Source organism: Streptomyces sp. HUAS CB01 (assembly GCF_030406905.1).
GTDB lineage: Bacteria > Actinomycetota > Actinomycetes > Streptomycetales > Streptomycetaceae > Streptomyces > Streptomyces chengbuensis.
The window spans coordinates 444,030-461,618 of sequence record NZ_CP129137.1 but is presented as its reverse complement, the minus strand read 5'-3'; the positions used below and the strand labels follow the sequence as shown (position 1 = coordinate 461,618).

General features: G+C 73.7%; 13 protein-coding genes and 1 pseudogene. 8 read left to right on the top strand and 6 right to left on the bottom strand.

What is annotated here, in order from left to right; genetic code table 11:
* Window positions 1–151 precede the first annotated feature (151 nt).
* Window positions 152–1,324 (top strand): annotated as a pseudogene (locus tag QRN89_RS02145) (MFS transporter); the annotation flags it as partial.
* Window positions 1,325–1,598: 274 nt separating this feature from the next.
* On the opposite strand, the gene QRN89_RS02140 reads toward QRN89_RS02145, so the two are convergent.
* On the bottom strand, window positions 1,599–2,315 hold the full coding sequence (locus tag QRN89_RS02140) for a trimeric intracellular cation channel family protein (RefSeq protein WP_290347624.1): 717 nt from the start codon (window positions 2,313–2,315) through the stop codon (window positions 1,599–1,601).
* A 404-nt stretch (window positions 2,316–2,719) separates the two neighbouring features.
* Here QRN89_RS02140 and QRN89_RS02135 point away from each other — a divergent pair, with 404 nt between their 5' ends.
* Complete coding sequence (locus tag QRN89_RS02135) at window positions 2,720–3,292, top strand: ATP-binding protein (RefSeq protein WP_290347623.1); 573 nt, start codon at window positions 2,720–2,722, stop codon at window positions 3,290–3,292.
* 293 nt (window positions 3,293–3,585) lie between these two features.
* Here QRN89_RS02135 and QRN89_RS02130 read toward each other — a convergent pair whose 3' ends face one another.
* Window positions 3,586–4,947 carry an FAD-dependent oxidoreductase gene (locus QRN89_RS02130; RefSeq protein WP_290347622.1) on the bottom strand — a complete coding sequence of 454 codons (1,362 nt, stop codon included), beginning with the start codon at window positions 4,945–4,947 and terminating at the stop codon, window positions 3,586–3,588.
* A gap of 354 nt (window positions 4,948–5,301) precedes the next feature.
* On the opposite strand from QRN89_RS02130, the gene QRN89_RS02125 reads away from it, so the two are divergent.
* Window positions 5,302–6,465: a 4-hydroxybenzoate 3-monooxygenase gene (locus QRN89_RS02125; protein ID WP_399011691.1), complete on the top strand. Its 1,164-nt coding sequence runs from the start codon at window positions 5,302–5,304 to the stop codon at window positions 6,463–6,465.
* Between the two features lie 682 nt (window positions 6,466–7,147).
* Here QRN89_RS02125 and QRN89_RS02120 read toward each other — a convergent pair.
* The gene (locus QRN89_RS02120) at window positions 7,148–8,722 is read right to left on the bottom strand and encodes a glutamate synthase subunit beta (RefSeq protein WP_290347620.1); all 1,575 of its coding nucleotides are present in this window, start codon (window positions 8,720–8,722) and stop codon (window positions 7,148–7,150) included.
* A gap of 370 nt (window positions 8,723–9,092) precedes the next feature.
* On the opposite strand from QRN89_RS02120, the gene QRN89_RS02115 reads away from it, so the two are divergent.
* The gene (locus QRN89_RS02115; RefSeq protein WP_290347619.1) at window positions 9,093–11,138 is read left to right on the top strand and encodes a transglycosylase domain-containing protein; all 2,046 of its coding nucleotides are present in this window, start codon (window positions 9,093–9,095) and stop codon (window positions 11,136–11,138) included.
* A 36-nt stretch (window positions 11,139–11,174) separates the two neighbouring features.
* Here the strand turns inward: QRN89_RS02115 and QRN89_RS02110 are convergent, their stop codons facing one another.
* A complete protein-coding gene (locus QRN89_RS02110) occupies window positions 11,175–12,893 on the bottom strand; it encodes an alpha/beta hydrolase (protein WP_290347618.1) in 1,719 nt (572 codons plus the stop codon).
* Window positions 12,894–13,185: 292 nt separating this feature from the next.
* Here QRN89_RS02110 and QRN89_RS02105 point away from each other — a divergent pair, with 292 nt between their 5' ends.
* Window positions 13,186–13,530, top strand: coding sequence for a hypothetical protein (locus QRN89_RS02105; RefSeq protein WP_290347617.1), 345 nt, complete (start codon window positions 13,186–13,188; stop codon window positions 13,528–13,530).
* A 232-nt stretch (window positions 13,531–13,762) separates the two neighbouring features.
* The gene (locus tag QRN89_RS02100; RefSeq protein WP_290347616.1) at window positions 13,763–14,326 is read left to right on the top strand and encodes a TetR/AcrR family transcriptional regulator; all 564 of its coding nucleotides are present in this window, start codon (window positions 13,763–13,765) and stop codon (window positions 14,324–14,326) included.
* Window positions 14,327–14,636: 310 nt separating this feature from the next.
* Here QRN89_RS02100 and QRN89_RS02095 read toward each other — a convergent pair whose 3' ends face one another.
* Window positions 14,637–15,527: an NAD(P)-dependent oxidoreductase gene (locus tag QRN89_RS02095; RefSeq protein WP_290347615.1), complete on the bottom strand. Its 891-nt coding sequence runs from the start codon at window positions 15,525–15,527 to the stop codon at window positions 14,637–14,639.
* Window positions 15,528–15,583: 56 nt separating this feature from the next.
* Here QRN89_RS02095 and QRN89_RS02090 point away from each other — a divergent pair, with 56 nt between their 5' ends.
* Entirely contained in the window at window positions 15,584–16,168 is a 585-nt protein-coding gene (locus QRN89_RS02090) for a GNAT family N-acetyltransferase (protein WP_290347614.1), read from the top strand.
* 39 nt (window positions 16,169–16,207) lie between these two features.
* Window positions 16,208–16,831 (top strand): TetR/AcrR family transcriptional regulator, encoded by a 624-nt coding sequence (locus QRN89_RS02085; RefSeq protein WP_290347613.1) that lies wholly within the window; start codon window positions 16,208–16,210, stop codon window positions 16,829–16,831.
* Window positions 16,832–16,946: 115 nt separating this feature from the next.
* Here the strand turns inward: QRN89_RS02085 and QRN89_RS02080 are convergent, their stop codons facing one another.
* A complete protein-coding gene (locus tag QRN89_RS02080) occupies window positions 16,947–17,369 on the bottom strand; it encodes a hypothetical protein (protein WP_290347612.1) in 423 nt (140 codons plus the stop codon).
* Window positions 17,370–17,589 lie beyond the last annotated feature (220 nt).

The window sequence follows — 17,589 nt, the reverse complement described above, 5'->3', positions numbered from 1 at the left end:
GCCCTCGCGGTTCGGAGGCGTCGCCCTCGCGGTTCGGAGGCACCTCCGTCCCACTCCGGCGGCCCGCGGCCACGTGCCGTCCCCGCCGCGGCGCGGTTCAGTGGTCCGGGTGGGCACCCTCAGGGAACTGACACCACGGCAGCGCGCGGCCATGATCGCCACCGTCACCGCGAGTGTGCTGCTGTTCTCCAGCCTGACGAGCATCATCGTCGCGCTGCCGCAGATCCAGCGGGACTTCGGACTGGACAGTTCCACCCTTCACTGGGTCGTCGTCGCCGCCCTGCTGCCGCTGTGTGCCGTCGCCGTCGTCAGCGGCCGCCTCGGCGACGTGTTGGGGCGGCGCCGGGTGTTCCTGACGGGCATGGTCTGCTTCGGGATCGGCTCGGCGCTGTGCGCGGCCGCACCAAACGGGCTCGTCCTCGTGGTGGCCCGTGGTGTGCAGGGCCTCGGCACCGCCTTGGCCGTCCCCCTCGCGCTCGCCAATCTGACCGCCGCGCTGCCCGAGCGGCGGCACGGCTGGGCCATCGGGGTGCAGACGGCCTTCACCAGCTTCTTCGGCGTGGCCGTACCGCTCGGGATCGCACTGCTCGTGGAGTTCGGCAGCTGGCGCTGGGCGTTCGCCGTCTGCGTCCCCCTCAGTGCGCTGGTCGTCGCCACGGCCCGCAGGCACCTCGAGGAGAGCCGGGCGCCCGCCGGGGCGTCGATGGACGTCACGGGTGCGGTGCTCATCGCCGTCGGCCTCACCCTCGTCGTCCTCGCCTGCGAGCGCTCCTCCGACCTGGGTTTCGCCGCGCCCGGCACCCTGCTGCCGCTCATCACGGGCAGCGTGCTGCTGATCCTCTTCGTCGCCGTGGAGCTGCGGACCGCCGAGCCGCTGCTGGACCTGCGGCCGCTGCGTTCCCCGGCGGTCACCGTGCCGATGGCCGCCCTGGCCCTCGTCCAGTGCACCTCGCTCGCCGTCGCCGTCCACATCACGCTCTATCTCCAGCATGTGCTGGACCTCGGGGCGCTGCGCACCGGACTGCTGCTCACCGCGTCCAGCGTCGGCACGGTCGTGCTGTCGCCCTTCGTCGGACGGCGCACCGATCAGGGGTACGGGCGGCGGCTCATCCTGACGGGGCTGGCCGTGCTGGGCTGCTGCCTGCTGTGGCTTACCTACGGGGTGACCCACCGCCACGGCACCCTGCTGGTCCCGGCGCTGCTGGTGTTCGGGCTCGCGCCGCCGCTGGTCTATCCGGCGGCGACCGCCCTGATCATGGCCTCCGTGCCCGCGTCGGCGCGAGGCGTGGCGGCGAGCCTGACCGTACAGAGCCGGCAGATCGGCGCGACCCTCGGACTGGCGCTGCTGAACGCGCTGTTCACCACGGCCGAGTGGGACGAGCGCAATGACCTCCTGGCCTCGGCCGCCGGTGACGGGGACGACTTCACCCCACGGGAGCAGCGTGCCCTCGACACCGTGCTCTCGCGCGAGGAGGAACGGAAGGAACTGCTCGCCCGGCTTCCCGGCGCCGCGCACGAACGGGTCGGTGCGGCCGCCGACAGCGCGTTCGTGGCCGCGCTCGACGTCAGCCTGCTGACCCTCGGAGGCCTGGTGCTGCTCAGTGCGGTCCTGCTCGCCCTGGCGGGCGGCCTCGGCCGACGCGCCGCGCCTCCGGACGGGACGGCGCCGGCCGCTCGCTCTTCCAGGCCAGCGGGCCCCGCCAGCCGTAACGCAGGGCCAGCAACCGGAGAAGGAAGGTGGCGAGCATGGCGGCGGCGCTGCTGATCGGTCCGAGCAGGCCGAACTGCAGCAGGACGGCGACGGTGCCCGCGCCGAGCACGGAGGGCAGCGCGTACATCTCACGGTCGCGGCGCAGCAGAGAGGGGACCTCCATCGCGAGCAGGTCCCTCAGCACCCCGCCGCCGACGGCTGTCGCGACCCCGATGGCGGCGGCGTGGAACGGCTCGATGCCCCACACCGCGGCCTTGACCGTGCCCGAGACGCTGAAGAGCCCGAGCCCGGCGGCGTCGACGACCTGGACCGCTCCGCCGATGCGGTTGATCGCGGGATGCAGGAAGAACACCAGCGTCCCCGCGACGATCGGGGTGACGAAGTAGCCCATGTCCCGGAAGGCCGCGGGCGGGATGTCGCCGATGACGAGGTCCCGGAAGATCCCGCCGCCCAGTGCGGTGATCTCGGCGAGCGCCATGATGCCGAAGACGTCGAACCTCATGCGCACGGCCACCAGCGCACCGGTGACCGCGAAGATGAAGATGCCCGAGATGTCCGCCACCAGGTGCACCGAGTGATCGAGGATCTCGTACGTCTGCGCCACTCGGGATCTCTTCCTGGCGGGGTGGACGGCGAGGCTCCGCCATTGGGGCGGCCGTGCGCGGGACGGCCGGGGCCGATTCCCTGCCACCGGTACCCGCCCGGCCCGTTTCCGGCCGCGCCGCGCACGTTCCGGTCGCACCGGTCCCGCCGCCCCTCGACGTCCTGGTCGTCCCGTGCAGCCGGGCGTGGCGCTTGTCACCTCACCCGAACCGTGCTTAAGGTTCGATAATGCCGAACAACGGTCGGGGATGACCCTCGGTCGGGCAGGGTCGGTCAGGGCAGAACCGAACATGTGCAGCGGTTGACGCAGCGTGGCGCCCCGCTGGTCGAAGCAGAGCGAGCAGTCAGGGCCGCGCGCGGGCGTACCCCGCCGGGTGGTCATCGAGCTGACAACCGGGAACCGCCATGGGAACGATCTCCAGCAGTCCGTTCACGACGCGCCACGGCCCGGCCGCCCCCGGCGCCCCGGCGTCCTGCCGGCCACCCGGCAGAGCGGTGTTCGTCCACGCGTTCTGTCTGCCCGCGGTACCGGCCGAGGTCCCCGGGGCGCGCAGAAGGGCGGCGCGCGTCCTGCGGGAGTGGGGGCTGCGCGAGGACGGTCTGCACACCGCCCAGCTCGTGATCTCCGAACTCGTCGGCAACGCGGTTCGGCACGCGGTACCGCACACCACCAGGGCCACGGTCAGGCTCACGCGTACCAGTGCCACGCTGACCCTGACGGTCCACGACGGGCACCCGGCGCTGCCGCGGCTCCGGTTCGCCACCGACCCCGAGCAGGACGGAGGCCGGGGCCTGATGATCGTCGACTGCCTGGCCCGTGAGGCCGGCGGGGCACTGCAGATCCGCCGGACGCCGAGCCGCGGCAAGGAGGTCCGCGCGATCTTCCGCGCCGCGGACTGCGCCCACGGCCACGCGACGGCCTGCCCGGCCGGACTGTGCCCGTACATGCAGTTCGACGTGGAGCGCCGAGCGCGCTGAGAGGCCGGGCCCCCGGGCTGTCCGCTCCGCCCGCCCGGCACTTGGCGACGGGGCCCGGCGCCGGCGCGGGGGAATGTCCACCCCCGGCAGCGACCAGGTGAGGGGTCCGTGCCGCGCCGCCGGGTGCTCCGGCCGGGCCCGGGATCCTGCGGGCGGGCGAGCGCCGATGGGGCCCCACCCGGCCGTACCGCCGCCGGGCCCTTCGGCCGCGCGGCTGCAGGAGCCCCTGCCACCGTGCGGCCCCGCAATCCGGTGGTCGGGGGCCACCGGATTGCGGGGGCCGGCTGTGTCCGTCAGGCGCCGCTCGCTCGGAGCATCCCCTCGCGGTCCACGATCTTCACCCGCTCGCGGCTCTCGGGCTCACCCAGCGCACGCTCCGCCGCGTCCAGCCGGTACCAGCCGTCCCAGGTGGTGTAGCGGACGTTCCGGTCCTCGAGGAAGGCGACGACCGCCTCGGGGTCCGGCGCCGACGGCGTGTGCAGCCGGTCGTTGGCGTGGTCGTCGAGGAGGCTCGCGACCGTCTCGTTGGCGTCGCCCTTGGTGTGGCCGATGAGGCCGACGGGGCCGCGCTTGATCCAGCCGGTGACATACGTGGACTGCAGGTGCTTCCCGGCCTCGACGACGCGGCCCGCCTCGTGCGGCACGGTGCCGCTGTCGAGGTCGAAGGGCAGCTTGGCGACCTCCTCGGAGAGGTAGCCGACCGCGCGGTACACCGCCTGTACGTCCCAGTCGTGGAACTCCCCGGTGCCGGCGACGTTCCCGCTTCCGTCGAGGGCGGTCCGCTCGGTGCGCAGCCCCGTCACCCGGCCGTCCTCGCCGACGACCTCGACGGGGGACTCGAAGAAGTGGAGGAACAGCTTGTGCGGCCGGTCGCCGACGTCCCTGATCGCCCAGTTCTCCAGCGTCTTCGCGACCATGTCCGCCTGCTTGTTGGCGCGGCGCGTGGCGATGGAGCCCTCGTCGTAGTCGATGTCCTCGGGGTTGACGATGACCTCGATGCTGGGGGAGTGGTCGAGCTCGCGCAGCTCCATGGGGCTGAACTTCGCCTGCGCCGGGCCGCGGCGCCCGAACACGTGCACCTCGCGTGCCTTGTTCAGGGCCAGTCCGTCGTACACGTTCGGCGGGATCTCGGTGGGCAGCAGTTCGTCGGCGGTCTTGGCGAGGATGCGCGCCACGTCGAGCGCGACGTTGCCGACACCGAGCACCGCCACCTTCTCCGCCTCCAGCGGCCAGGTGCGCGCCACGTCCGGGTGGCCGTCGTACCAGGAGACGAAGTCGGCCGCGCCGTACGAGCCGTCGAGGCCGATGCCGGGTATGTCGAGTGCGCGGTCGGCGTTGGCGCCCGTGGAGAAGACGACCGCGTCGTAGAAGGCGCGCAGGTCGTCGAGGCCGATGTCGCCCGGGTAGTCGACGTTTCCGAACACCCGGATCTGCGGCTTGTCGAGCACCTGGTGCAGAGCGGTGATGATGCCCTTGATCCGCGGGTGGTCGGGGGCCACGCCGTAGCGGATCAGCCCGAAGGGAGCCGGCAGCCGCTCGAAGAGGTCGATGGACACACCGGGGTCGGCGGCGGCCTCGGACTTCAGCAGGGCGTCTGCGGCATAGATCCCCGCGGGTCCGGCTCCGACGACAGCTACCCGCAGGGGGCGAGGCATGACTGATTCCCTTCGAACGGCAATGGCGGTCTTGCCGATCACTCTCTCACCCGGACGACCTGGTCAGGTAAGGGGGCCCTAATTTATGACCCCATAAGTCAAGCTTATGGGGTCTCAAAGATGAGGTTGATGGGCGGCTGTCGCCGCCGGTCGGAGCGAGGTGGCCGCGGCCGCCGCGAAGGTCCGGGAGGCTTGACTGATCACCGTCATAATGGCCGGGTGACTTCCGACACCACCCCCACTCCGTCACCGGCCATATCCGAGCCGTCCCCCACCGCCACCCCCACGCCGCTCCCCGCCCACGCCCCGACGGCCGCCTCCGCCGGTGCCCGGCACCGCACCCGTGTCGTCGTCGTGGGAGCCGGCCCCGCCGGGCTCACCGTCGCGAACATCCTGCGGGCCGCCTCCGTCGACTGCGTGGTGCTCGAGGCCGAGAGCCGCGCCTTCATCGAGCAGCGGCCCCGCGCCGGCTTCCTCGAGGAATGGGCGGTGCGCGCCCTGGAACGGCGCGGCCTCGCCGACGGCCTCCTCGAACGGGCCCACGCCCACCACGAGTTCGAGTTCCGGTTCGCGGGTGAACGCCGCCGTTTCCCGTACGGCGAACTGTCGGGGCGCCGCCACTTCGTGTACCCCCAGCCCCTGTTGGTGACGGACCTCGTGCGTTCGTACGCGGACGACAGGGGCGGCGACATCCGGTTCGGCGTCCGCGACGTGGAGGTGCACGGCGTCGACGGCGACCGGCCCTCGGTGTCGTACACCGATCCGGACACGGGCCGGCGGGAGCGCATCGACTGCGACGCCGTCGCGGGGTGCGACGGCGCACGCGGTGTGTCGCGGAGGGCCATCCCGCCGGAGCACGCCACCGTCGCCCGGCACGACTACGGCATCGGCTGGCTCGCCCTCCTCGCCGAGGCCCCGCCGTCCAGCGACTGCGTCGTCTTCGGCGTCCACCCCGACGGCTTCGCCGCACACATGGCCCGCAGCCCCCAGGTCACCCGCTACTACCTCGAGTGCCCGCCCGGCGACGACCCCGGGAACTGGTCGCACGAGCGCGTCTGGTCCGAACTGCACCACCGGCTGGCGGCTGACGGTGCCCCGCCGCTCAACGAGGGCCGGCTCATCGAGAAGCGGGTGCTCGACATGCACAACTACGTGGTGGAGCACATGTCGTACGGCCGGCTCCACCTCGCCGGCGACGCCGCCCATCTTGCCGCGCCGATCGCCGCGAAGGGCATGAACCTGGCCCTGCACGACGCGCTGCTGCTCGGCGACGCGCTCGTCGCGTACTGCGCCAAGGGCGAGACCCGGGGCCTTCGCGACTACTCGGCGGCGTGTCTGCGGCAGGTGTGGCAGTACCAGGAGTTCTCGCAGTGGCTCTCGGAGGTGATGCACGGAGCCTCGTCGGGCGACCCGTTCCGCGCGGGCGCCGCGGACGCCCGCCTCCGGCGCATCTTCGACTCGCCCGCCGCCGCGGCCGCGTTCGCCGAGCTGTACATCGGCAAGGGCATCGACTGCTGAGCGCTCCCGCTGACGTCGTGTCCGGGGCGCGTGCTGGCCCGGGCCCGGTTCTCCGGGGCGAGGTGCGGGCCCGGGCGCCGTTTCCCCGGGTCGAGGTGCGGCCCGGGCACCGTTTCCCCGGGGCGAGGTGCGGGTCCGGGCGCCGCTTCTCGGGCGAGACGCGGGCCCGGGCGCCGCTTCTCGGGCGAGACGCGGGTCGGGGCGAAGGCCGTGACTCCGGTCGAGGTGCGGGTCCGGCCGCCGTTTCCCCGGGTCGAGGTGCGGCCCGGGCGCCGCTTCCCCGGGGCGAGGTGCAGGCCCGGGCGCCGCCGGCCAGCGGGCGAGGCGAGGGTCCGGCGACCGCCGTCACCCGCGCGTCGAGATGCGGGCCCGGCTGCTCTTCTCCGGCCGAGGCGGGTGCCCTGCGCCGTCACCCGGGCGGGGTGTGTGTGCGGGAGTCCAGGGCGACGGAGGTGCCCGGTGACCCGTGCCCCCGGCGTGCCGTCTGCGCCGGAGGAGCGCGCGGTGCTTCCCGGCCGGCACAGTCGCCGGCCACCGCCGCGCCCCCGGCCGCGCCCCGGCGTGCCGGTCTGCCGGCCGTGGCCGCTGCCCCGCGGGCGAGGTGCGGGTCCGGGCGCCCGCCACGGCGGCGACCGTTCGTCCGCTCCGCCGCACGCTCCGGCGGCAGCCGGTTGCGCGGCTCTCAGGCGACCAGGGGCCGGTCCCGGGGGGCGATGGGTGCGGGAAGCACGGTGGAGCCGGTCAGGTACCGGTCGGCGGCCGCGGCGGCCGCCCGTCCCTCCGCGATGGCCCAGACCACCAGGGACTGTCCCCGTCCCGCGTCGCCCGCGATGAACACCCCGTCCGTCCGGGTCTGCCCGCCCGTGCGCTCGGCCTGTCCCGCCGGGGTGCCCGCGCCCGTCGGGGAGCCCTGTTCGCCGGGGCCGTCCCCGCCGACCGGCGCCGGCAGGGCGGCGAAGTCGTCGTCCCGGGCGAAGTTGCCCCGGCCGTCCACGGTCAGCCCCAGCTGCTCCATCAGGCCCGAGCCCTGCTCGGGCCCCGAGAAGCCCAGGGCGACCAGCACCAGCTCCGCCGGCAGCACCCGCTCGGTCCCCGGCAGCGGACTCCTCGCCGCCGGTTCCACCTCCGTCAGGCACAGGGCCCGCACATGCCCCGCCGTATCGCCTTCGAAGTGAAGGGTCGCCGACGCGAACAGCCTGGGATCGATCCCCTCACGACCGCGTGCCTCCGCATGGGCATGGGATATCCGGTACACCTTCGGATGGGTGACGGGCCACGGCTGGGCATCGGGCCTGGCTTCTCCGGGCTCCGGATTGATGTCCAACTGCACCGCGGAGAGCGCCCCCTGGCGCAGGACGGTGCCCAGGCAGTCCGAGCCGGTGTCCCCGCCGCCGACGATCACGGCGTGCCTGCCCTCGGCGCTCACCGGGGGAGCGGGGTAGTCGCCCTCCTGGACGCGGTTCGCGTACGTCAGGTAGTCCATGGCCTGGTGGATGCCGTCCAGTTCGCGGCCCGGCACGGGGAGTTCACGCCGCTCCGTGGCGCCCACGGCGACGATCAGCGCGTCATGACGCCGTCTCAGCTCGGCGGCGTCCAGCTCACCGCCGACTTCCACACCCGTCCGGAACTTGGTCCCCTCCTTCCGCATCTGTTCGATGCGGCGGTCGAGATGGCGCTTCTCCATCTTGAACTCGGGAATGCCGTAGCGGAGCAGACCGCCCAGCCGGTCGTCGCGCTCGTAGACGACCACGGTGTGGCCCGTGCGGGTCAGCTGCTGCGCCGCCGCCAGCCCCGCCGGACCGGAACCGACGACGGCGACGGTCCTGCCGCTCAGCCGCTGCGGCGGCTGCGGCGGCGCGTACCCTCGCGCCCAGGCCTCGTCGGCGATGGTCTGCTCGACGTTCTTGATCGTCACCGGGTCCGCGTTGATCGCGAGGACGCACGCGTCCTCGCACGGCGCCGGACACAGCCTTCCGGTGAACTCGGGGAAGTTGTTGGTCGCGTGCAGCCGCTCCGCCGCGGCCTGCCAGTCACCGCGCGAGGCGTACGCGTTCCACTCCGGGATGAGGTTGCCCAGCGGGCAGCCGCTGTGGCAGAACGGGATGCCGCAGTCCATGCAGCGCAGGGCCTGCTCGGACACGAGCGGCAGCAGCGCCTGCCCCGCGTAGACCTCCTGCCAGTCGTCCAGGCGCTCCTCGACGGGGCGCGGCGGGACGGGCCGCCGGGGGATCCTGAGGAAGCCGCGTGGGTCGGTCATGCGCCGTCTCCGTCGTCCACTCGCACTGCATTGCGACGTTCCGACCAGCCTACGCCTGGTTCGTCCTCCCTTGTCATGGGCGAGCGGCACCCCGGCACCGATGCCCGCACCCCCTGGAAAGCCCGTGCCGAGCCCGTGCCCCACGGTCTCCGCGCGCGCCGTCGCGCATGCGCCGGAGGCGACCCCGCCCCCGGACCTGACCCGCCGGTAACGGCGCGAGGCCGAAACGGGCTCCGGGGTTCCCGTCGCGCGGCGTGCTCTCCTTCACAGCGCGGCCGGGCAACGCCGGGGCGGCACCCGTCGTATTGCTCGGTGAGATCCGCGTGCCGCGGGTGCGTGCGCGCGGGGCCAGACCGAGGAGCAGCCGCACATGAGCGAAGAAACCCAGCCGTCCCGCTCGCGCCCACGGCGGAGCGTGCCGCGCCCCCGCCGGATCGACTACCCGCGCCGGGGAAGACAGGGTTTCCGCCGCTGGCTCCCCTCGTGGAAGCTGCTCCTGGGTGCCTTCTCCGCCGTCGTCTGCGGGCTCCTGGCGCTCTTCGCCGCCGTCTATGCCTATGTCGACGTGCCCAGCGAGAACGCGGCGGCGCGCCAGGAGGCCAACGTCTACTACTGGGCCGACGGCACCCAGATGGTGAGCGTGGGCGCGGTGAACCGGCAGAACGTGCCGCTGTCGCGCATCCCGGTCTCCGTCCGCAACGCCGCCATCGCGGCCGAGAACGCCGGCTTCTACGAGGACTCCGGCGTCTCGGTCTCGGGTCTCGCGCGGGCCGTGGCCAACATGGCCCGGGGCCAGGAGACCCAGGGCGGCTCCACCATCACCCAGCAGTACGTGAAGAACACCTACCTCTCCCAGGAGCAGACGCTGTCCCGGAAGGTGCAGGAGTTCTGCATCGCCCTGAAGCTCGACAGCCGCAAGACCAAGGACGACATCCTGCAGGGGTATCTCAACACCAGCTGGTTCGGCCGGGGCGCCTACGGGATACAGGCCGCGTCCAACGCCTACTACGGCGTCGGCGCCGAAAAACTGAATCCCAGTCAGGGTGCCTTCCTCGCCGCTCTGTTGAAGGGTGGCAACGACTACGATCCGGCGCTCGGCGCGAGCCATCGCAAGCGCGCGGTCGACCGCTGGTCCTGGATCCTGGACCGCCAGGTGGAACTGGGCCTGATGAACCCGGGGGAGCGGGCCCGGTACAAGGTCTTCCCCGCGCCCCGGGCCGAGTCCAAGTCCACCAATCTCAGCGGCCAGACCGGCTATCTCGTCGACATCGCCAAGCGCTACGTGAAGAAGCGCACGAGCCTCACCGACGCCGACCTCGACCGGGGCGGCTACCGGATCCACACCACCTTCGACCGGGCGGCCGTCCAGCAGCTCGAACGTTCCGTCCGGGGCGTCCTCCGGCGGAACATCGACCCGAGGACACGTGCGGCGGACCGCCACGTCCAGGTGGGCGCCGCCTCCGTGCGGCCCGACGACGGCGCGATCGTCGCCGTCTACGGCGGCCCCGACGCCACCACGCACTTCACCAACAACGCCGACACCTCCGGGGTGCCCGCGGGTTCGGTCTTCAAGCCGTTCGTCCTCGCCGCCGCGCTCCAGCACGGTGCCGTGGCCGAGGACGGCTCCGTGCAGGCCGTCTCCACCGAGAGCGCCTTCGACGAGTTCGGCAGGCTGACCACGGGCCTCCCGCCCGTGCGGCAGGACGGCACGTTCCTGTCCCCGCTGGCGGGGACCCGCGACTTCCTGACGCTGCGCAAGGCCATGGCGGCCGGTGTCAACGCCCCGTTCGAGCGCCTGGGTTCGGCGACCGGACTGGCGCGGGTCGAGGACATGGCCGTCGGAGCCGGCATGCTCCGGAGCAGCATGGCGCCGCGCACCCGGGAGTTCCCGCTCGGCACCTCCTCACCCAGCGCGATCCGCGTGGCCGGGTCGTACGCGACGTTCGCGAGCGAAGGCGTGCGCCACGAGCCGTACTCGGTGACCAAGGTGCTCCGCGGGGACGAGCCCGTCGCCGGTCTCTCCCTGCCGGCGTCACGGCGCGTCATGAACGCGGAGGTCGCCCTCGGCGTCACGTCCGTGCTGGAGGACACCGCGTTCGGCACCGAGGCGGCGCCCGCCGTGACGGCCCTCGGCCGCTTCGCCGGGGCCTCCACGGGCCGCAGCGACATCCAGCGCGCCGCCTGGTTCGCCGGGTACACCGGGAATCTGTCGACGGCCGTCACGATGTTCCGTTCGCAGCCCGGCAGGCCGCTGCTCCCCATGGCCGGCACGGGCGGTGAGGGCTCGGTCCGCGGCAGTCTCTTCCCGGCGCGGATCTGGGTGGACTACATGACCTCGGACTCCCTGCGGAGGATCGCGCCGCCGCGGCCCGTCGCCGCCCAGGAGCCGGCCCCCACCTCCACCGCGCCGGAGTAGGCCCGCCGGGCCGGGGCAGCCCCGCCCGGTGGGCCGTCAGCCGCAGCGGGTGCCGTCCGCCGGCGGCAGGCCCTCGATCAGGTACCTGTCGACGGCCCGGTCGACGCAGGCGCTGCCGATGTTGTACCCGCTGTGTCCGTCGCCCTCGCGGGTCAGCAGCACACCGGACTCCAGCTGCCCGGCCAGGGCCTCGGCCCAGGCGTACGGAGTGGCCGGGTCCCGTGTGGTGCCCACGACGAGGATCGGGGGAGTGCCCGGCGCGGTGATCGTGCGCGGGGCGCCGACGGCCTCGACCGGCCAGTCCGTGCAGGCCAGCCCGTTCCAGGCGAGCCATTCACCGAAGACGGGGGAGGCCTGCCGGAAGGAGGGCAGCGCGGCCTGCAACTGCTCGGGCGAGGTCACGGCCGGCGGCAGGTCCAGACACGAGACGGCCTGGAACGACTGGTCTGCCGCCTCGCCTTCGGCGGTCCCGACCAGTCCGGAGAACTCGGTCCCGTTCCCGGCGAGCGCCGCGCCGAGAGCCGACTCCAGCACCGGCCAGGAGTCCCTGTTGTAGAGCGCCTGCGCCATGATCACCACAGCGCTGTCCCGGTCGAGGAACGCGGACCCGCTCGCCGGGAGCGGGGCACGGTCCAGCCGTGCCAGCAGATCCGTCAGCCGCTTCGCGGCCCGGGCCGGATCGGTACCGAAGGGGCAGTCCGGCCGGGTGGTGCAGTCGGCGAGGAAGGCGTCCAGGGCCTGCTGGAAACCGGCGGCCTGACCGCGGAGCGTCTCCAGCGCGTCCAGCCGGGGGTCGACGGCGGCGTCCAGGGCCAGCCTGCCGACCCGGTCCGGGAAGAGATCGGCGTACAGGGTGCCCAGATACGTGCCGTAGGAGACGCCCAGGTAGTTCAGTCGGGGATCGCCCAGGACGGCGCGGAGCACGTCCATGTCGCGGGCCGTCTCCAGGGTGGACACATGACCCAGACGCGGACCCGTCGCGGAACGGCAGGCGGCGCCGGTCTCGCGGGCCGACCGGACGAGTCCGTCGACCTCGGCCGATGTGTCGGGGGTGATGTCGACCGGGCCGGCGTCACCGGCCGCTCCGACGGGCGCGCAGCGCACCGGCGCGCTCTCGCCGACCCCGCGCGGATCGAAGCTCACCAGGTCGTACCGCGCGGCGAGTTCGGGGGTGGCCGGTGGCTCGGGAGCGGACTTGAGGGCGTCGACGCCCGACGCGCCCGGTCCTCCGGGGTTGTAGACCAGCGAGCCGGCGCGGCCGGCCGGATCGCCCGCCCGCACCCGCGCGAGCGCGAGCCGGATGGTGCCGGCGGCCGGGTCGGCGTAGTCGAGCGGCACCTCGAGGCCGCCGCACTGGACGTCCGCGCCGCAGTTCTCCCAGTCGATCCGCTGTGTGTAGAACGGGCGGAGCCCTTCCGGCACGGCGGCGGGGATGCTCGCCGGGGTGCCCTGGGAGTGTGTCGCCGCGGCTCCGTCGTCGGCGGCCGCCGCGTTCGGGAGCCCCGCTCCGGCGACCAGGGCCAGGGGCACGGCCGACAGCAGTGCCGTTCCACGGCGACCGCGTATGCCCGAGGGCCGGGCACGGCCGGGGTGTCCGAACGGTGTGCCGGCGGCGACCACCACCCGGTACAGCGCCCCTCGCAGTCCGGCCGCCCGGCGCCGTACCGCCCGGCTCGCGGGGGCCGGCGCGCCGTGGACCGGGGCGGCGTCCGTCGGCCCGCCGGGGTGGTCGTGGCCGGGTGCTCGGGTGTCCATGGTCGCTCCAATCCGGAGATGGCCGCGGCTGCGGCCCCACCCCGAGTGAAGCGGCGCGAAGCGCCCGGGAACACGTCCGGGAACCCGTGGCTTGACAGGCCGGGGACCTGCTGGTCCGCGGTGTCCGTGCAGGCCGGAGGCGGTGCGCCGAGGTCGTCGCGGGTCCCGGCCCGCGCGATGGTGTGATGACGTGGTTTTGGGGGCGTACGGGTGATGTGCGGGGCGAGGAGGAACCGCCGCCCCGCCAGGTAGCGCCTTCAGTGGTGTCAGTGACGCAACCCTGGAGGCTTCCATGACCGCTGAGCCCCTTCTTTCGCTGTCGTCGGTGCTGTCGGAGACGGGCGCCGACCCCTACCGGGTCCCCGGCGCGCGTGACATCGACGGGCTGTACCCCGCGATGGCGGGCGACGAAGCCGAACTCCTGCCGCCCGCACCGGCGCAGCGGCTGTCCATCCCGCTGGCGGCGCACGACCGGAGGCGACTGGACCTGCACTCGGCGCTGACCGCCAACGGCGTTGCGCCGCTGCCGGGCGACCTGGACGCGATCAACATCCTCAGTGCGCTCGACGACCGGACGGTGGAGACCATCCTCCACTGGATCACCGTCCCCGGCCCGAGGCCGGCCCGCGCCAGTTGACCGGCCCGCGCGACCGGCCCGGTCGCGGGTGCACCGAAGGCCCGGTAGTGCCGGAGCACCGCGAACGTACGCCCGCGACCGCCACGGCGGCCGCGGGCGTACGTCTGTCCCGGGAGCCCGGCCCGCGACCGCCGGCCGCTGTCGACGGACCGGGCGGCCCTGGGCGCTCGCCGGGGGCCGGAGGGTGTGTGCGCTGTAGTAACTTGCCAGGGGAAAGATTGGGGGTGCTCCGATGGCGCGTCAGTCCTATCACCACGGTGACCTGCGCAGGGCGTTCCTGGACGCGGCGGTCGAGGTGATCGGCGAGTCCGGTCCGGGTGCCATGAGCCTGCGGGAGTTGTCCCGTCGGACAGGGGTCTCGCACGCCGCGTCGCAGCACCATTTCGGGGACAAGGCCGGGCTGCTGACCGCGGTGGCGTGCCAGGGGTACGAACTCCTCGCCGACGCGCTGAGCCGGGCCGGTGACGAACTCCTGGACGTGGGCGTGGCCTACGTGAACTTCGCCGTGACGCACCGGGCGCACTTCGAGGTGATGTTCCGGCCGAACCTCTACCACGCCGACGCCCCGGAGGTGCGTGCCGCGCGTGAGCGGGCCGGTCTGGTCCTCGCTGGCGGACTGGGGCGGATGCCCGCCGGACCGGGCCCCGCGTCCCCGCACGCGTCCACGGCGGCGTGGTCGATCGTGCACGGCTTCGCCACGCTGTGGCTGGCCGGTGCTCTGCCCGACACCCTGGGGGACGACCCCGAGGCGGCCGCACGACCGGTGATCAAGCTCCTCTTCGACCACGGCGGGTAGCCCGGGACCGCCCTGGTCGAGGCGGAGGACCGGGCCGGTGCGCCGTGGTTACCGGTTCCGGCCGTTGCCAGGCACCCGGCACCGGCCGGTTGCGGCTGCAGCGGGTGGACCGAGATCGGGTGGGGCAGGCCGGGGCGCCGTGGCCCGGTTCCGGCCGGTGGTCCCGCCCGCGGTGGCGGGATCGCCGTCGGCCGAGGGGGACGGGGCCGAACGGCCGGGCCGGTCGAGGACCGTGGACGGAGTCCGCGGGCACCACGCCTCGCGACGGCGGGCCGCGGCGGCAACTGCCGCGCCCCGTGGGCCGTTCACCTCAGCGGGGCGGCTCCGCTTCGGTGCGCCCCTCGATCGCCCGCAGCACCGCGATCATGTCGGACGCGCCGTGCCCGAGTGCCACCGTCTCCCCGAAGAGGCTGTGGCAGACGTCGAGCAGCGGTGAAGCCAGTCCCGACGTCCGTGCCGCCTCCGCGATGAGGTGGTTGTTCTTGAGCACGTCCACGGCAGCGGCCTGCGCTTCGAAGTCGCGCTCCCTCAGTTTCAGGGCCTTCATCCGGGAGACGCCGCTGGCCATCGGGCCCGCGTCCAGCACCGCGAGGAACCGCTCCCGGTCCAGGCCGTGCCGGTCGGCGAAGTGGTACGCCTCGGTCAGCCCGGTGACCATCGTGATCAGGAACAGGTTCACCGCCAGCTTCATCAGCAGGGCGCCGGGTGCCGTGCCGCAGACGAACGTCTCCTGGCACATCGGCCGCAGCAGCGGGCGGACCGCCTCCACCGCGGCCCCCTCTCCCGCCAGCATCGCCACGAGCCGCCCGGCCTCCGCCGGCCCCCGGGAACCGGAGACCGGCGCCTCGACGTAGCGTCCGCCGGCGGCGCGCACATCGGACTCGAGACCCTGGGAGTACTCGGGGGACGTCGTCCCCATGTGGACGATCGTGCGCCCCTCGACGTTCGCGGCGAACTCCGGTGTCCCGCGGCCCAGTACGAAGTCGATCGCCGGTCCGTCCGCCAGCATCATCAGCACCACTCCGGACCGGGCGAAGACCTCGGAGGGCCCTGCCGCGACCCGGGCGCCCGCCGCGCGCAACGGCTCGCACCGGGCGGCGCTGCGGTTCCAGACGACGAGTGGCCGGCCCGACCGCACCAGGTTGAGGGCCATGGGCTGCCCCATGATGCCGAGCCCCACGAAGCCCACATCCGTGTCCACGCAGCACCGCCAGCGTCGCCTTGCCGTCTATGACGCTCGTCATAATACTGGGTTCCATGACGAGTGTCATAGTGGATTCCGCGGTACCTCCTGCCCCTTGCGGTCGTGGTCGGGTCGGGCCCGGTGCGGCGACCCGGCTCCCAGGCACCGGGGGGTGGTGCGTCGAGGGCGTACGGCCCGGTGACGGGCATGCCCTGCACGACCTGTTCGCCCGATGCTCACCCGAGACGGTCCGCCTGCGCTTCTTCGGGTACCTGCGCGAGCTCCCGCGCGAGTACGCCGACAGCGTGCTGGCCTGCCGGCCGGAAGAGCACGACGCGGTCCTGGTCCACCAGGGCGACCGCCGGCGTCCCGCCGGTCTCGCGAGTCTCGCCGCCCCCGCCGAAGCAGCTCCCGGAGGCGCGGCCGTGCTCGGGGTGCTCGTCGCCGACGCCTGCCAGGGTTGGGGCCTGGGCGCGGCCATGGTCGACGAACTCCTCGTCCGGGCCCGGAGACGCGGCGTCGAACGGGTGTCGGCGTCCGTCCTGCCGGGCCGCTCCCGGCTCCTGGACGCGCTGGCGCGCCACCTCGAGCCCGAGAGTTCGTCCCTCGACCGGGACGGTCTGACCGGCGTCTATAGGCTGAGACCGCACGGGCGCTGACCACGCGCCCGTGTTCGCCGGTCGGTGTGGAGGTCGAAGATGGAGGGTTCCGGGCGGGGACCGCGGGAGCGGATGGTCTTCAGCGCTGCCCAGCTCATCCGGCGCGACGGTGTCACGGCGACGGGGATGCGGGACGTGGCCGCCCACGCCGCGGCGCCGCGCGGCTCGCTCCAGCACTACTTCCCGGGAGGGAAGGAGCAACTGGTCAACGAGGCGGTCGCATGGGCGGGCCGGTACGCGGCCGGGCGCGTGGACCGCTTCCTCGCCGGGATGGCCCACCCCACGCCGGGAGGGCTGTTCGCCGCCATGGTGCGCCAGTGGACCGACGAGTACGAGAAGCACGGCTTCGACACGGGCTGTCCCGTCGCCGCCGCGACGGTGGACTGCACGGCCTCCACCGAGTCCACACGCACCGCGGCCGCCGACGCCTTCGCCTGCTGGAACCGTCCGCTGGCCCGCGCCCTCGGCACGATGGGGGTGCCGGCCGGCCGTACCGAGGCGCTCGCCACCCTCATGATCGGCGCCCTGGAGGGCGCGATCCTCATCGCCCGCGCGGAACGCGACGTGCGCGCCCTGACGTGCGTGGCGCGGGAACTCGGCCCGCTGCTCGACGGCTGCGCCACCGATGAGCCGTCGGGACCGGGGGAGCCGTCGGAGCCGTGAGGGGACCGGGGCCGTAAGAGAACCGGGGCCGTGAGAGAACCGGGGCCGTGAGGGGACCGGGGCCGTGAGCGGACAGGGTCGTGAGGGGACCGGGCCGTGAGGGAAACCAGGCCGGTCAGTGGCCTCCCCGGTTCTCGACACAGGGCCCCGTACCGGGCTGGGGCTCGGCGTAGGCGCCGTGCACCTCGCTGGTCGACTCCTCCTGCGTGACCCGCCCGGACACACAGGCGGCTACCGTGTGGACGCTGTAGAAGCCGTGCCCGACGTGGACGCCGTGCTCCTCCCGGCAGCCGAGCCTCCTCAGCGCGGCCGCGATCCGCTCGTCCCCGAGGTCACCCTCGCGACGGACCCGCTCCAACTCCCCGCGGATCAGCGCGGCCGACGCTTCGCCCTGAGCGCGCCTGTCCGCGGTGAGCGGAGCCTGCACGCGGTAGGTGTGGTTGTCGGCGTAGTGGGGAGGAGCGTCACGGTTCCCCTTCGTGCGGCCGTTGCCCTGCGCCCGGCCGCCGTCCGTGCCCGGGTCCGGCGACGACGGCACAGCCGCGGGCACCTCGGGGGGCCGCGCGCACGTCGGCCGTGGGCTGAAGGACGGCGAGGGGGCCGCCTCCTCGGTCGGTCCCCGACCGTCCCGCTCGGCTCCGCACGCCGTCACGGTGAGCGCGACGAGCACGGCCGCCGCTGCTGATCGTCCGAGGGGCATGAGTCGAGTCTCCCGCCACGGCCTGGAGGTGTCATGAGTGCGGATACTCATCCCGGCT

What these genes read in the sequence shown, in the direction of transcription:
- QRN89_RS02135 (WP_290347623.1), top strand. Translation starts at nt 2,720, where the DNA reads ATGGGAACGATCTCCAGCAGTCCGTTCACGACGCGCCACGGCCCGGCC.
- QRN89_RS02130 (WP_290347622.1), bottom strand. Translation starts at nt 4,947, where the DNA reads ATGCCTCGCCCCCTGCGGGTAGCTGTCGTCGGAGCCGGACCCGCGGGG.
- QRN89_RS02120 (WP_290347620.1), bottom strand. Translation starts at nt 8,722, where the DNA reads ATGACCGACCCACGCGGCTTCCTCAGGATCCCCCGGCGGCCCGTCCCG.
- QRN89_RS02115 (WP_290347619.1), top strand. Translation starts at nt 9,093, where the DNA reads ATGAGCGAAGAAACCCAGCCGTCCCGCTCGCGCCCACGGCGGAGCGTG.
- QRN89_RS02110 (WP_290347618.1), bottom strand. Translation starts at nt 12,893, where the DNA reads ATGGACACCCGAGCACCCGGCCACGACCACCCCGGCGGGCCGACGGAC.
- QRN89_RS02105 (WP_290347617.1), top strand. Translation starts at nt 13,186, where the DNA reads ATGACCGCTGAGCCCCTTCTTTCGCTGTCGTCGGTGCTGTCGGAGACG.
- QRN89_RS02100 (WP_290347616.1), top strand. Translation starts at nt 13,763, where the DNA reads ATGGCGCGTCAGTCCTATCACCACGGTGACCTGCGCAGGGCGTTCCTG.
- QRN89_RS02090 (WP_290347614.1), top strand. Translation starts at nt 15,584, where the DNA reads ATGACGAGTGTCATAGTGGATTCCGCGGTACCTCCTGCCCCTTGCGGT.
- QRN89_RS02085 (WP_290347613.1), top strand. Translation starts at nt 16,208, where the DNA reads ATGGAGGGTTCCGGGCGGGGACCGCGGGAGCGGATGGTCTTCAGCGCT.